This window comes from Hoeflea sp. IMCC20628, assembly GCF_001011155.1.
In the GTDB taxonomy this organism is placed as follows: Bacteria; Pseudomonadota; Alphaproteobacteria; order Rhizobiales; family Rhizobiaceae; genus Hoeflea.
The window spans coordinates 3,529,951-3,544,945 of sequence record NZ_CP011479.1 but is presented as its reverse complement, the minus strand read 5'-3'; the positions used below and the strand labels follow the sequence as shown (position 1 = coordinate 3,544,945).

The following is a 14,995-nucleotide window of genomic DNA, read 5'->3' as shown; positions in this document are numbered from 1 at the left end:
AGCTTAAAAAAAGCACTGGAATTCTGCAAGCCTGCTGGTAAGGTCGCAGTCAATGGCGATCGTTGGAGCGTCCGGCGTTGACATCAAAGCGCCCTGGCCGCTCCAATGCTCAGACTTGATGCCTGCATGGCTGGTGCGAATGGACACCCATGAGCGCTGCATGCATAGATCGCCTGACGGGGAAATTGTTGCAGCAGACCGGACCGTAACAAGGTCGGCAATGCATCACACACAGGAGAGGAAAATCAATGAAAAAGACATTATTCGCAATGGCGACGGCTGCGTCGCTACTGGCAGGCGTATCGATTGCCGCCGCTGAGCCGGTCAAGGTCGGCATGATCACCACATTGTCCGGCGGTGGCGCATCGCTCGGCATCGACGTGCGCGACGGCTTTCAGCTGGCGCTGAAGCAGTCGGGCAACACCGATATCGAACTGATCATCGAGGATGACGCACAGAAGCCGGATCTCGCGGTTCAGCTGTCCGACAAGCTGATCCAGTCCGACAAGGTTGACGTGATGACCGGCATCATCTGGTCCAACCTGGCCATGGCCGTGGTCCCCAGCGCAGTGGCGCAGGGCAAGATCTACCTGTCGCCCAATGCCGGCCCCTCGGCGCTTGCCGGCGCCGGCTGCAACGAGAACTATTTCAACATTGCGTGGCAGAACGACAATCTGCATGAAGGCATGGGCGCCTATGCGACCACTGCCGGTTTCAAGAAGAGCTTTATCCTTGCGCCGAACTATCCGGCCGGCAAGGATGCATTGACCGGCTTCAAGCGCTTCTTCAAGGGTGAGATTGCCAACGAAATCTACACCCAGCTCGGCCAGACCGACTACGCCGCCGAAATCGCCGAAATCCGCGCCTCGGGCGCAGACAACGTCTTCTTCTTCCTGCCCGGCGGCATGGGCATTGCCTTCATGAAGCAATATGCTGGCGCCGGGGTGGAAGTTCCGCTGCTTGGACCAGCCTTCTCCTTTGACCAGAACATTCTGCAAGCCGTTGGCGAAGCAGCGCTGGGTGTCAAGAACACCTCGCAATGGTCCAAGGACATCGACAACGAGACCAACAAGGCCTTCGTCGAAACCTATCAGGCAGAGTATGGCCGTCTGCCGTCACTCTATTCGAGCCAGGGTTTTGACACCGCCAATCTGCTGCTCTCGGCCATGGATGTGGCGTCGATTTCCGACAAGGACGCGTTCCGCGCAGCCTTGAAGGCAGCCAACTTCAAGTCGACCCGTGGTGATTTCAAGTTCGGCAACAACAACCACCCGATCCAGGACATCTATGTCCGCGAAGTGGTCAAGGAAGGCGACGTCTACACCAACAAGCTGGTTGGCGTTGCCCTTGAAGATCACGCCGACGCCTACGCCGTCGATTGCAAGATGTGATCATCTGTCGTCATTGCCGGGCGGACCTGTCATGGTTCGCCCGGTTTGATTGCCTTGCACTGGTGCGAGCCCGGTAGACAATGACCCTTGCCCTCTTTCTAGAGCAGATTCTCAACGGCCTTCAACTCGGCGTCATGCTGTTTCTGATGGCGGCCGGCCTGACTCTGATTTTCGGGGTCATGGGGCTGATCAATCTTGCCCATGGCTCGCTGTTCATGGTCGGCGGATTCGTCTGCGCCGCTGTGGCCGCCTGGACCGGATCTTTCTGGCTCGGTCTGATAGCAAGCCTGGTGGCCGCTGCGGCACTCGGCGCGCTGGTCGAAATTGTTGTGATCCGCAGGCTTTATGACCGGGATCATCTCGATCAGGTGCTGGCAACCTTCGCACTGGTGCTGATGTTTTCCGAAGGCGTCCGCTTCGTCTTCGGCTCGTTCCCGCTTTATCTCGATCCACCGGAATTTTTGTCCGGCCCGGTGATGTTGCCGGGTGGTTTGCCTTATCCGGCCTACCGCCTCGCCATCATCATCGCTGGTCTGATTGTTGCCGCAGGTCTTGGCCTGCTGATCAGCAAGACCCGGCTTGGCATGCAGATCCGCGCCGGCGAGGCTGACCGCGAAATGATTGCGGCGCTCGGCGTCGATATCCGTTTTCTCTACACCGTGGTGTTTGCGCTTGGCGCAGCGCTTGCCGGATTTGCCGGTGCTTTGATCGGCGCCATCCAGTCAGTTCAGATCGGCATGGGCGAACCCGTCCTCATTCTGGCTTTCGTGGTCATTGTCATCGGTGGCATCGGCTCGATCAAGGGCGCCCTGGTCGCAGCTTTGATCGTCGGATTGGTCGACACCATGGGCCGTTTCCTGCTGCCGACATTGCTGGCGCAGGTGATGGAAGCCTCTGCCGCCCGCGGCGTCGGCTCGGCGGTGGCTTCTATGCTGATCTATCTGCTGATGGCCGCGGTGCTGGTGTTCAAGCCAAAAGGGTTGTTCCCCGCCAATGCGTGACCTGATCACCGAACATCGTCTCAACATCGTGCTGGCACTGATCCTGCTGTGCGGACCGCTGATTGCGTCCTATTCCGATGAGCCGTTTCTGGTCACGCTGGCCACCCGCGCCACCATCCTGGCGCTGGCCGGTGTCGGCCTCAATATCGCGCTGGGGCTTGGTGGTCTGGTGTCCTTTGGTCATGCCGCCTTCTTCGGCATTGGCGGCTATGCGGTGGGCATCATTGCCAGCCACCATCAGAATTACGAACCGCTGATGACCGCTCCGTTCCTCATCAACGGCACCAACCAGATGCTGTTGCTGTGGCTGGTGGCGATCGTCGTCAGCGGTCTGGCAGCGCTTGTGATCGGTGCGCTCAGCCTTCGCACCTCGGGCGTCTATTTCATCATGATCACGCTCGCTTTTGCCCAGATGATCTATTATTTCGCCATTTCCTGGCCCGCCTATGGCGGCGAGGACGGCTTGTCGATCTATGTCCGCAACGCTTTTCCCGGCATCAACACGCTCAAGCCTCTGAGCTTCTTCCTGTTGTGCTACGCCGTGCTGATGGTGGTTCTCATCGCCCAGTGGCGGATGACCGGCGCGCGCTTCGGCATCGCGCTGCAGGCGGTCCGCCAGAACGAGGGACGCGTCGCAGCCCTCGGCCTGTCGCCCTACCGGATCAAGCTTGCAGCCTTTGTCATCTCCGGCATGGTCACCGGTCTGGCCGGCGCGCTCTATGCCGATCTCAACCGCTTCGTCAGTCCCTCGATGATGTCCTGGCATCTCTCCGGCGAGATCATGGTGTTCATCATTTTAGGTGGCGTCGCCCGCTTGTTCGGTCCGGTGGTCGGCGCCTGTCTGTTTGTCCTGTTCGAGCATGTGTTCGGCAGCTTCACCACCCATTGGCAGTTTTTCCTCGGAGCGGCGCTGCTCACAGTCGTGCTGTTTGCCCGTGGCGGGTTCATCGGGCTGGTTGTAGGGAGGACGCGTCATGACTGAACCAGTGCTGTCGCTCAATGGCCTGACCAAGTCTTTTGGTGCCCTGAAGGTCACTGACGGTGTCGATCTCGACCTGCGTCCCGGTGAAATCCATGCTTTGATAGGCCCCAATGGCGCCGGCAAATCCAGCCTGATCAAGCTTGTCGCTGGCGAGCTTGCCGCCGATGCCGGCTCGATCCGCTTTGACGGTCGTGAGATCAGCGAACTCGATCAGATTGCCCGCGCTCGCCTTGGGCTCACCCGCACCTTCCAGGTCTCGTCGCTGATCCCCGAATTTTCCGCGCGCGGCAATGTCATGTTCGCCGCCCAGGCCCGGCGCCGTTCGGTGTTCGGTTTCTTCCGTCAGGTCTCCCGTGATCGGCAACTGATTGACGAGGCAATGGATGCGCTTGAGCGTGTCGGACTGAGTGAACGCGCAGGTGTCCGCGTCAGCGAACTCTCGCATGGTGAAAAGCGGCTTCTGGAAATCGCCATGGCGCTGGCGATGCGGCCTCGGATTTTCCTGATGGATGAGCCGATGGCAGGTCTCGGCCAGGAAGGCTCGAGCAAGCTGATAGGCTTCCTCGACAAGCTTCGCTCCGAAGCACCGATCCTGCTGATCGAGCATGACATGGACGCCGTCTTCCAGCTGGCCGATCGCATCTCCGTTCTGGTTGCTGGAAAGATCATCGCCCGTGGCAAGGCTGACGATATCCGCAATCATCCCGAAGTGCGCACCGCCTATCTCGGTGAGGACGCAGCATGAGCCTTCTTGAAGTCAACAAACTCGAAGCCTTCTACGGCGCTTCGCAGGCACTGTTCGGTGTCGATCTGGAAATTGCTGAAGGAGAGCTGGTGGCACTGATGGGCCGCAACGGCATGGGCAAGACCACCACCGTGCGCGCCATCACAAGGATGCTGCGCACCACGCGTGGCGAGATCCGCTTTGACGGCAAAGACCTTGTCGCGCTGCCGTCGTTCCGCGCCGCGCGGCTGGGCATCGGTCTGGCGCCGGAGGGGCGGCGGTGTTTTGCCAATCTCTCGGTTGCGGAAAACCTGATGGCCTCGGCCCGCTCCGGCCCTTGGGACATCGACAAGGCCACCGACCTGTTTCCCCGCCTTGGCGAACGGATGACGCAAAGTGCGTCGACGCTTTCGGGCGGCGAACAGCAGATGCTGGCAATCGCCCGCGCGCTGCTGACCAACCCGCGTCTGCTGATCCTTGATGAGGCCACGGAAGGCCTGGCACCGGTGGTGCGTCAGGAAATCTGGGCGGCAATCGCCAAGCTGAAGCAGGGCGGTCAATCCATCCTGGTCATCGACAAGGCATTTTCGGAGCTCCGCGCCGTGGCCGACCGATGCGTGATCCTTGCCCGTGGCCAGAGCGTCTGGACCGGCACGCCGGCTGGCCTGACCCGCGAGATCGAAACCGAGTTCCTCGGGGTATGAAAACCCCGAAATCCAGTTGCCATTACTCGGCTGCTTCCCGTGTCACCACCAGCTTTGGTGGCGTCCGTCCCTGACCTTCCAGTCGCGTCAGCCGGTCGCGCAATTCAGCGATTTCCTCTGCATTTTCGCCGATGGCCACGGTCATCGCCTCTGGCTCCAGAGCCTCGATCTCATCTTCCTTCGGACCGACAAAGCGGCTGAATATCCAGCTCAACAGTCGCGACAGATCATCCATGATCAGGAAGAACGACGGAACCACCACAAGGCTGAGAACCGTCGAGACGATGATGCCGCCGATCACCGCAATTGCCATCGGTGCGCGGAATGAACCGCCTTCGCCGACGCCCATCGCGCTGGGCAGCATGCCTGCCGACATCGCGATCGAGGTCATGACAATCGGCCGGGCGCGTTTCTGCCCGGCTTCGATCATCGCTTCGACGCGATCGCGGCCGGTGCGGATCAGCTCGACCGCAAAATCGACCAGCAAGATCGCGTTCTTGGTGACGATGCCCATCAGCATCAGGATGCCGATCAGCACCGGCATCGACAGCGCATTGTTGGTGATGATCAGTCCTGCCGCGACACCGCCGATGGCGAGCGGCAAAGAGAACAGGATGGTGAACGGCTGGATCACATCCTTGAACAGCAGGATCAGCACGGTCAGCACCAGCATCAACCCCATCAACATGGCGTTGAAGAAGCTCTCCTGCATCTCGTTCTGAACTTCCGCGTCACCTGATTCCAGCACCTGAACCCCGGCCGGCAGTTCGGTCGATGTGACAATCTCGTTGAACCGCTCCTTTGCGGTATCAAGTGCGACGCCAATCGGCAGGCTGGCGCCGATGGTCGCGAGCCGCTCGCGGTTGAAGCGCTTGATGGTGGAGGGGCCTTGCGTGATGACAATGTCGGCGACGGTCTTGAGTGGTACCGATGCGCCACTGGATGTCTGAACGCGCAGATTTGCGATCCGGTTGATGTCGGTTCGGTAAACCGGGTCGAGTTGCACCCGAATTGGAATCTGCCGGTTGTCGAGCGAGATCTTGGCCAGCGCCGCATCAACGTCGCCGATGGTGGCAACCCGGACGGTCTCGGCAATCTGGGCGGTGGTGACACCAAGCCGCGCCGCTTCCTCGGCCCGCGGTCGGATCTGGACTTCCGGACGGGGAAGTGAGCCCGAAACGCTGACACTCGCCAGCACCGCTTCAGCCTTGAGCTTCGGTTCAAGCATGGCGACGGCACGATCAATGGCGTCATTGTCTGTCGATATGACATTGTAGGTCAGATCGCGCTCACCGCGGTCATTGAGCTTGTAGGCCCGGATGTCAGGAATGCCAGCCAGATTGTCGAAGATCTCGGCCTCGATTTCGGCCTGTGTCCGTGTTCGTCCATTCACATGCATGAGCGGCACGAAATCGCCTGGTATTGCGCCAGCAATCCCGTTGACCACCTTCTTGACGATGTTGTGTTCGATCTTCTCGAGCAGCACCGAGACAGAGGCGCGCCGGATGTCGATTTCGCCCTTGGGCGATGTACCACCCAGAATGAACACGTTCTCGACGCCGTCGACATCCTTGATGCGATCACGCATGGCTTGCGTGGTAGCGTCGGTGTCGGCCAGTGTTGCGCCGGGTGGAAGCTCAACACTGATGCTGACACGCGAGACGTCTTCGGGCGGCAGGAACGAGCCCGGCACCTGCGCCATGAAATAGACTGCCACAACCAGCGACCCGATGGCTGCCAGCAATGTCGTGTATCTCCAGCGCAGGGTTCTGGTAATGAACCAGGTGTAGCCACGCATGATCCGGCCGCCACCCTCGGGTTCTTCATGGGCGTCGCTGTCGCGCATCAGGTAGGCGGCCATCATCGGTGTGATCAGCCGTGCTACCAGCAGCGAGAACATCACCGCCACCGCCACGGTCATGCCGAACTGAATGAAATATTGTCCGGGAATGCCCGGCATGAAGGACACTGGCACGAACACCGCAATGATGGTGAAGGTGGTGGCAATCACCGCAAGCCCGATTTCGTCAGCCGCTTCGACCGACGCCCGGTAAGGCGTTTTGCCCATGCGGATATGCCGCGAGATATTCTCCACCTCGACGATCGCGTCATCGACCAGAATGCCCGTCGCCAGCGTGATGGCGAGCAGGCTCACCAGATTGAGCGAGAAACCGAGCAGGTCCATGACATAGAATGTCGGGATTGCCGACAGCGGCAGCGCGACGGCTGCGATCAGGGTGGCACGCCAGTTCCTCAGGAACAAGAACACCACAAGGACGGCCAGCAGCGATCCTTCGACCAGTGTATGCAACGCTGATTCATAATTGCCGTAGGTATAAAACACCGTGTCGTCGACAGGCACCAGTTCGACATTGGGGTGCTTGGTGCGGATGTCGTCAAGCGCCTCTGTCACCACTTCGGAGACCGAGATTTCGCTGGCGCCCTTGGACCTGAACACCGCAAAGGCCACGACCTGATCGCCGTTGTAGCGTCCGAAGGATCTCAATTCCTCATAGGTGTCACGCACGACGCCCAGATCGCTGAGCCGGACAAAGCGCCCGTTCGCCAGGGCAATGGTGGTTTGCTCCAGCGCTCTGGTATTGGTGGCGTCACCCAGGGTGCGGATCACCTGTTCACGCGCACCGATTTCGCCGCGCCCGCCGCCAAGGTTTGCATTGGTTGCCCTGAGTTGCCGGTTCACATCGGATGCGGTGATGCCGTAGGAATCGAGTCGCGCCGGGTCGAGTTCGATGCGGATCTCCCGGTCAGCGCCGCCGTAGCGCTCGACCTTGCCGACGCCGCGCTGGCCCTGCAATGCGCGCTTGATGGTGTCATCGACAAACCATGAGGCTTCTTCCAGCGTCATATCCGGCGCATGCACCGCATAGGTCATGATCGCCTGACCTTCGACATCGATACGGGTGACGATGGGTTCTTCCACCGAGCCCGGCAGATCGCCCCGGACACCGTCGATCGCGTCCTTGACGTCCTGGACGGCCTGGTCGGTGGGCACTTCCATCCTGAAGACGACGGTGGTGGTCGACACGCTGTCGGACACGGTGGAGGCGATATCGTCAACCCCGGTGATACCAGCCACAGCATCTTCAATCTGCTTGGTGACCTGCGCTTCCAATTCGGAAGGGGCTGCGCCGGACTGCACGACAGTGATCGCAACCAGCGGCACATCGATGTTGGGAAACCGCGTGATTGGCAGCGTCAGGAAGGACTGAATCCCGACAATCGTCAGCAACGCGAAGGCGAGGATGGGTGCGATAGGATTGCGAATGGCCCAGGCTGAAAAGTTCATCTCGAGGCCCTCACTCGGTGATCGCGGCAACATGGCCGCTATCGGTTTGTTCAACCGGTGTGATCCGGTCTCCATCGCGGACGAAGGCACCGGCCTTGGCGACGATCAGATCACCGGCCAGAAGGCCCTCGATGATTTCCACCATTCCGCCTTCGCGAATGCCGGTTATGACCGGGGTGCGTTTGGCGATACCGTCCTCGATCTTGAGGACGTCAGCCCCGTCGGAAGCAATGTTGACGGACGTCACGGGGACGGTGACCGCCTCGCGTTCAGCCACGATAATCTCCGCATCAGCAAACATGCCGGCGCGCAAACTCGTGCCATCACCGATCTCGATCCGGGCAAGGCCGAGCCTTGTGGTCGTGTTGAGGGTAGGATCGATCAACCGGATTGTTCCGGCGACCTGGTCTGCTGCGCCAATGAGGTGGATCGAAACAGCCTGACCCTCGGCGATCCGGTGCATGTCTGCCTCGGCGACATCGGCGCGCATTTCAAGCTCTCCATCCTTGATCATCATGAACAAGGGACCGGCAGCGCCACTGGCGATGGCCCCAACACGGGCGCCGCGCGCCGTGATGATGCCGGAGACCGGCGCCTTGACTTCGGTGCGGGCCAGCCGCAAGTCAACGTCCTTCACCTGCGCGTCAATCAAAGTGATGTCGGCTTGGGCTACCTTGATCGATTCTTCAACCGACCTGATCCGGGCCCTTGCCGCTGTTGCCTGCGCTTCGGCCTGTTCCGCCTGTACGGTTGAATAGGTGCCCTTGTCGGCCAGCGTTCTGGCGCGCGCGGCTGTCTTGATTGATTCCTGCGCGTTTGATTCGACTTCGGCGAGTTGAGCGCCAAGCTGGGCGATCGCTGCCAAAGCCTTGGCGCGGTTGGCGTCGAGCTGGCTGCGTTGCAGGATCAGCTGGTCGTCCGCCAAGGTGGCGAGAACCGATCCGGCCTCGACCCGGTCGCCGACATCTGCTTGCAGGCTCTCAATGGCCAGTCCTTCAACCTGCGGCGCGACCAGAACTTCTTCGACAGCGGTGATCATGCCGTTGGACAAAACCCGGTCGGTGATGCGCGACGTCTCTGCGCGCACGGCAACAATCGCCGGTGGCAGGGCGCCCGTTGAGGGTGCCTTTTCCGCGTCGACGGCACCGGCGCTAAGGCCTGATGCGGAAAGGAGCGGGAGTGCAAGCAGCAGTGCAAATAGTGGGCGCATGATTGTTCCGGTCATTCGGCGGGTTTGGCTGGGGGAGCGAAAATGGTGTCGTGCAGTGTGGACAGCACGAGTTCCCCAAACGCTACGAATTGATCAGCGGTGACTGCGTCGCGGGTACAGTACTTTCGCTGCGTGAAGCCATGGATCAGCATCAACATAAGATGAGCGCGAGTCTCGTAGATCATCATGGCATCTGCGCTGGTGTCACGGTGGAACCGAACCAGCGCCATGACCACATTGCTGCGCACTGTCTCGTCCACGGTGCGGATCAGTGTGGCGATCTCGGGAGAGCGGTATGAAGCGGCCTGCACCTCGCTCCAGAGTGCAGCTTCCTCGAACGGCAAGGTTTCGATCCGGTGGCGCAGAAGCTGCATGAGTACCGCGCCGGGATCTGCGGCGGTCTGAACCGCACCGAAGACAGTTTCAATCTCCATCAGCTCGCGTTTGACAAGCGCAATAATGATGGCGTCCTTTGACGGGAAATAGCGATAGAAATTGCCAACGCTCATCTGCGTCGCCTGCGCCAGATCCTGCATCGATGTACCGTCAAAACCATTCAGCGCGAAAATGGATTTGACTTGGTCGAGGATGTCCGCGGCGCGTTTGTTGGCGATATTGGCCGTGGCGGTGTCCATGGGAAGATCCTCGAAAAATCTGCGTTCAAACACATAAACGATCAAGCATCCTTACGCAGCCTCGCATAGGCCGGATTACAGACACTCGAATTCGATCGCAGATATAGTGAATGAATATTCATTCATCAAGCCTCGGAACGAAAATTACGATAGGAAGCAATCCGAAAAGCCTAGACCCTGCGCCGCGATTGCCGAAGGTGAACACGTCTGCGACAAGAGTTTGCTTGCTGCAGGGGGCATTTTCTACCTGATTTGAAGGAGTTCCCGGTGCTGCGCCGTTTCGGCTTGCAGCCTGCCTGAAAAATTTGCCGTTTTGAACAGGTGGCAACCCTGAGATTCAAGTCGGAAAGACAAGAGGCGACATGAAAGCCGCCTCCTGGTATCTCGGAGCGGGCCTATTCAGCCGCTTCTGCATAGTCCGACATCGGTGGGCAGGAGCAGACCAGATGGCGGTCGCCATAGACATTGTCGACCCGGTTGACCGGAGCGAAATACTTGGCATTGCGCATCGCACCTGCAGGAAAACAGGCTGCTTCCCGGTCATAGGGCCGGTCCCATGGTCCAACCAGATCCTCGATCGTGTGCGGGGCGTTCTTCAGCGGGTTGTTGTCCCTGTCCATCGTGCCGTCCTCGATCGCCTGCGCCTCTTCGCGGATCGCCAGCATGGCTGAACAGAACCGGTCGAGTTCAGCCTTGACCTCGGATTCCGTCGGTTCGATCATCAGCGTGCCTGCGACAGGCCAGCTCATCGTTGGCGCGTGGAAACCGCAATCGATCAGACGCTTGGCGACATCATCGACAGTCACACCGGCACTTTGCGCCAGCGGCCGTGTGTCAAGAATGCACTCATGCGCCACGCGGCCCGCGGACGAGGTGTAGAGCACGTCGTAAGCACCCTTCAGCCGCGCCGCAATATAGTTGGCATTGAGGATGGCGATCCTGGTTGCCTGGGTGAGGCCTTCGCCGCCCATCATCAGACAATAGGCCCATGAGATCGGCAGGATCGACGCCGAGCCGAAGGGAGCGGCAGAAACTGCGCCGGGCTTGCCATCGGTCTGGCAATGGCCCGGCAGATGCGGCGTCAGATGCGCCTTGACCCCGATCGGCCCCATGCCCGGACCGCCGCCGCCATGCGGAATGCAGAAGGTCTTGTGCAGGTTGAGGTGGCTGACATCGGCGCCGATGTCGCCCGGCCGCGCCAGTCCGACCAGCGCATTGAGGTTGGCGCCGTCGAGATAGACCTGACCGCCGTGCTTGTGGGTGATGGTGCAGACTTCGGTTGCCGTTTCCTCGAACACCCCGTGGGTGGAAGGGTAGGTGATCATGCAGGCGGCAAGATTGTCGGAATGCAGTTCTGCCTTGGCGCGGAAATCATCGAGATCAATATCGCCGTTCTCACGAGTGCCGACAGCAACAACTGTCATGCCGGCCATCTGTGCCGATGCCGGGTTGGTGCCATGCGCCGAGGTCGGGATCAGGCAGACATGGCGGTGCCCCTGACCATTGGCCTGGTGCCAGGCACGGACGGTCATAAGACCGGCAAATTCGCCCTGTGCGCCGGAATTGGGCTGCATCGAGATCGCGTCATAGCCGGTAATCCGGCACAGCTTGTCCGACAGATCATCGATCATATGCTTGTAGCCCAGTGCCTGATCGGCGGGCGCAAACGGATGGATGTCGGCAAATTCCGGCCAGGTGATGCACAACATTTCCGCCGTGGCATTGAGCTTCATGGTGCACGAGCCAAGCGGAATCATCGTCCGGTCGAGCGCCAGATCCTTGTCCGACAGCCGGCGGATGTAGCGCGTCATCTCGGTTTCGGCCCGGTTCATGTGGAAGATCGGGTGTTCGAGATAGTCCGACTTGCGGGCCATTGTATCGGTGATGACCGGCTCTGCCAGCAGGTCGTTGAATGTGAAATCTCCGCCAAATGCCCGCCACACCGCTTCGACCGTGTCACGACGGGAAACTTCATCAAGTGCGATGCCGATGCGGTCGTCGCCAACCTTGCGCAGGTTGATACCTTCGCCGCGCGCGGCTTCGAGGATCTCGGCCTGGCGGCCTCCTACGGCGACTGTCACCGTGTCGAAAAACCGGTCTGTGTCGAGGCCGAAACGAAGCTTTTTCAGACCGGCGGCCAAGGTGGCAGCCCTGATGTGCACCCGGCCGGCGATGGCCTGCAGCCCTTCAGGGCCATGGAACACCGCATACATCGAGGCGATGATGGCGAGCAGCACCTGCGCGGTGCAGATGTTCGAGGTGGCCTTCTCGCGGCGGATATGCTGCTCGCGGGTCTGCAGTGCCAGCCGATAGGCCTGGTTGCCGCGCGCGTCGACAGTGACGCCGACCAGGCGGCCGGGCATCGAACGCTTGTAGGCGTCTTTCACTGCCATATAGGCCGCATGAGGGCCGCCATAACCGACGGGCACGCCAAAGCGCTGCATCGAGCCGATGGCGATGTCGGCGCCCATCTCGCCGGGAGACTTGAGCAGCGTCAGCGACAGCGGATCGGCGGCGACCACGGCAATTGCCTTCTCCGCATGCAGCGAGGCGATCAGATCGGTGAAATCATGCACATGGCCATGGGTGCCGGGATACTGGAAAATCGCCCCGAACACGGCGGCAGCATCGAGATCGGTGAACGGATCGCCGACAATGACTTCCCAGCCCAGAGGTTCGGCACGGGTGCGGATCACGTCAATGGACTGCGGGTGGCAGTGATGATCGACAAAGAAGGTTTTGCTTTTGGATTTTGACGTCCGCTCTGCAATTGCCATGGCTTCAGCTGCTGCGGTCGCTTCATCAAGCAATGAGGCATTGGCGATGTCGAGGCCGGTAAGATCGGCGACCATGGTCTGAAAATTCAACAGTGCTTCCAGACGGCCCTGGCTGATTTCCGGCTGGTAGGGCGTGTAGGCAGTGTACCAGGCCGGATTCTCGAGAATGGTTCGCTGGATCACCGGCGGCATGATGGTGCCGTGATAGCCCTGACCGATCAGCGAAACCATCACCGTGTTTTTGGCCGCGGTGGCGCGCAGATGATCCAGAACCTCGCGCTCGCTCATCGGATCGCCAAATGCCAGCGGTGTCTTCTGGCGGATCGAGCCGGGCACAGTTTCATCAATCAGTGCATCCAGCGAGGTGGCGCCCACCACCTTGAGCATGTCGGAAATTTCCGTCGGCGATGGCCCGATATGGCGGCGGTTGGCGAAATCATAGGGATCGTAATCGGTCAGGGTGATGCTCATTGTGTGTTTCAGCCAATCATTGCTTGGTAGGCGGTTTCGTCCATCAACTCATTGGCGGCACTGGCGTCATCGAGCTTGAGCTTGAAGAACCAGCCGGCACCGGTAGGATCGGAGTTGACAAGCGACGGATCGTCGACAATGGCCTGGTTGACTGCGGTGATCTCGCCGGCAAGAGGGCAATAGACATCAGACGCTGCCTTGACCGATTCCACGGTCGATGCATCGGCGCCCTTGTCCAGCTTGGTTCCGACCTCGGGCAGCTCGACGAAAACTAGATCGCCGAGTTGTTCGGCAGCGTGTTCAGTGATGCCGACAGTTGCGACGTCGCCTTCGATCTTGAGCCATTCATGGTCTTCGGTGAATTTCAGCATGGTTTTGTTCCTGTCGTGGCTTATCGTTTGTAATTGGAAGGGACGAAGGGCAGGGCGGCTACGGTAATTTCAAGCCGCTTGCCGCGCACTTCGGCATAGAGTTTGGTGCCGGCGGCCGCCAGTTCCGAGGGCACATAGCCCATGGCAACAGGGGCGTTGGCGCTCGGGCCAAATCCGCCCGACGTCACAATTCCGACTGCATCACCGCCGGTTTCCTGTTTGAAAATTTCGACCTCGGGGCGGATCGGGGCCTTGCCTGTGGGTTGCAGGCCGACACGGGTGCGCTTGGCGCCATTCTCGAATTGATCGAGGATCACGTCGGCGCCGGGGAATCCGCCTTCGCGGGCTCCGCCCTTGCGGCGCGCCTTCTGGATCGCCCATTTCAGATTGGCTTCAACCGGCGTGGTGGTTTCGTCAATGTCGTGGCCGTAGAGGCAGAGCCCGGCTTCAAGCCTGAGCGAATCGCGTGCGCCGAGCCCTATGGGGGCGATCTCTTCATCCGACAGGATCAGCCGGGCAATGCGGTCGGTCTCCTCGGCTGGCAGCGAGATCTCGTAGCCGTCCTCGCCGGTGTAGCCGGAGCGCGACACCACTGCCGGAACCCCGGCGATTTCAAGCACCATGACATCCATGAACATCATGTCGGCGGCTTCCGGCGCATAGGCCGACAATGCGGTTTCTGCCTCCGGTCCTTGCAGTGCGATCAACCCGCGATCAAATTGGGCCTCGATCTCGCAGGTGTCTGAAAGCGCGGCTTCAATGCGCGCCAGATCCTGATGTTTGCAGGCGGCGTTGACCACCAGATAGAGATGGTCACCTCTGTTGGCGACCATGAAGTCGTCCTCAAGTCCGCCATCGGCGTTGGTGAACAACCCGTAGCGCTGGCGGCCGGGCTTGAGATCCGCCACATCGACGGGGGTGATTTTTTCAAGCGCCAGCGCCGCATCGCGCACATCGCCGCTTTTGGCGCGGATCAGGATCTGTCCCATATGAGAAACATCAAACAGGCCGGCATAGGAACGGGTGTAAAGATGTTCTTTCATCACCCCCATGGGGTATTGGATCGGCATGTCGTAGCCGGCAAATCCGGCCATGCGGGCGCCAAGTTCAAGATGCAGGGAATGAAGCGGTGTTTTAAGAAGGTCTGCAGTGGTGTCCACGCGGCAGTCTCCGTCTGGGTGCGGGAAAAAGTCCGCGCACGGGCCAATCTTCAGGCGTCAGACGCCTTCGAATAGCCCCCTCTGTCCTTTTGCCTGAGATTGTTATCCCTTCGGCAGACGCTAGCGGGCGCCATTCTCCAGAGTCCGTCCTGTACCGCTGGTCCTTTTGCCTGAGAGTTTCCGGGGCGGTTGCTCCTTCGGCACCGGATAACTCCGGTTTCTCCCAACGGGAAGCCGTACCTATGCCGAATTTTCGCAGGAT

General features: G+C 60.1%; 11 protein-coding genes and 1 riboswitch. Of the genes, 5 read left to right on the top strand and 6 right to left on the bottom strand.

Going from position 1 to position 14,995, the window contains the following annotated elements; genetic code table 11:
• Positions 1-248 precede the first annotated feature (248 nt).
• The 5 genes from IMCC20628_RS16710 (at position 249) to IMCC20628_RS16690 (ending at position 4,802) form a co-directional block, all read left to right on the top strand.
• A complete protein-coding gene (locus IMCC20628_RS16710; RefSeq protein WP_047031157.1) occupies positions 249-1,391 on the top strand; it encodes an ABC transporter substrate-binding protein in 1,143 nt (380 codons plus the stop codon).
• Positions 1,392-1,471: 80 nt separating this feature from the next.
• Entirely contained in the window at positions 1,472-2,392 is a 921-nt protein-coding gene (locus tag IMCC20628_RS16705) for a branched-chain amino acid ABC transporter permease (protein WP_047031156.1), read from the top strand.
• Positions 2,385-3,374 carry a branched-chain amino acid ABC transporter permease gene (locus tag IMCC20628_RS16700; RefSeq protein ID WP_047031155.1) on the top strand — a complete coding sequence of 330 codons (990 nt, stop codon included), beginning with the start codon at positions 2,385-2,387 and terminating at the stop codon, positions 3,372-3,374. Before IMCC20628_RS16705 ends, IMCC20628_RS16700 begins: the two co-directional genes overlap by 8 nt.
• Positions 3,367-4,119, top strand: coding sequence for an ABC transporter ATP-binding protein (locus IMCC20628_RS16695; protein WP_047031154.1), 753 nt, complete (start codon positions 3,367-3,369; stop codon positions 4,117-4,119). The genes IMCC20628_RS16700 and IMCC20628_RS16695 overlap by 8 nt, the downstream gene beginning before the upstream one ends.
• A complete protein-coding gene (locus IMCC20628_RS16690) occupies positions 4,116-4,802 on the top strand; it encodes an ABC transporter ATP-binding protein (RefSeq protein ID WP_047031153.1) in 687 nt (228 codons plus the stop codon). Before IMCC20628_RS16695 ends, IMCC20628_RS16690 begins: the two co-directional genes overlap by 4 nt.
• A 22-nt stretch (positions 4,803-4,824) precedes the next feature.
• Here IMCC20628_RS16690 and IMCC20628_RS16685 read toward each other — a convergent pair whose 3' ends face one another.
• From IMCC20628_RS16685 to gcvT, 6 genes are all read right to left on the bottom strand, one after another.
• On the bottom strand, positions 4,825-8,109 hold the full coding sequence (locus tag IMCC20628_RS16685) for an efflux RND transporter permease subunit (RefSeq protein ID WP_047032683.1): 3,285 nt from the start codon (positions 8,107-8,109) through the stop codon (positions 4,825-4,827).
• Positions 8,110-8,119: 10 nt separating this feature from the next.
• The gene (locus IMCC20628_RS16680) at positions 8,120-9,319 is read right to left on the bottom strand and encodes an efflux RND transporter periplasmic adaptor subunit (protein WP_156174546.1); all 1,200 of its coding nucleotides are present in this window, start codon (positions 9,317-9,319) and stop codon (positions 8,120-8,122) included.
• Between the two features lie 11 nt (positions 9,320-9,330).
• Entirely contained in the window at positions 9,331-9,954 is a 624-nt protein-coding gene (locus IMCC20628_RS24330) for a TetR/AcrR family transcriptional regulator (protein WP_156174545.1), read from the bottom strand.
• Positions 9,955-10,349: 395 nt separating this feature from the next.
• Entirely contained in the window at positions 10,350-13,202 is a 2,853-nt protein-coding gene (gcvP, locus tag IMCC20628_RS16670; protein ID WP_047031151.1) for an aminomethyl-transferring glycine dehydrogenase, read from the bottom strand.
• Positions 13,203-13,210: 8 nt separating this feature from the next.
• Positions 13,211-13,573 carry a glycine cleavage system protein GcvH gene (gene gcvH, locus IMCC20628_RS16665; protein WP_047031150.1) on the bottom strand — a complete coding sequence of 121 codons (363 nt, stop codon included), beginning with the start codon at positions 13,571-13,573 and terminating at the stop codon, positions 13,211-13,213.
• 20 nt (positions 13,574-13,593) lie between these two features.
• Positions 13,594-14,733 (bottom strand): glycine cleavage system aminomethyltransferase GcvT, encoded by a 1,140-nt coding sequence (gene gcvT, locus IMCC20628_RS16660; RefSeq protein WP_047031149.1) that lies wholly within the window; start codon positions 14,731-14,733, stop codon positions 13,594-13,596.
• Positions 14,734-14,881: 148 nt separating this feature from the next.
• Positions 14,882-14,969: riboswitch (glycine riboswitch) on the bottom strand.
• Between the last annotated feature and the right edge of the window lie 26 nt (positions 14,970-14,995).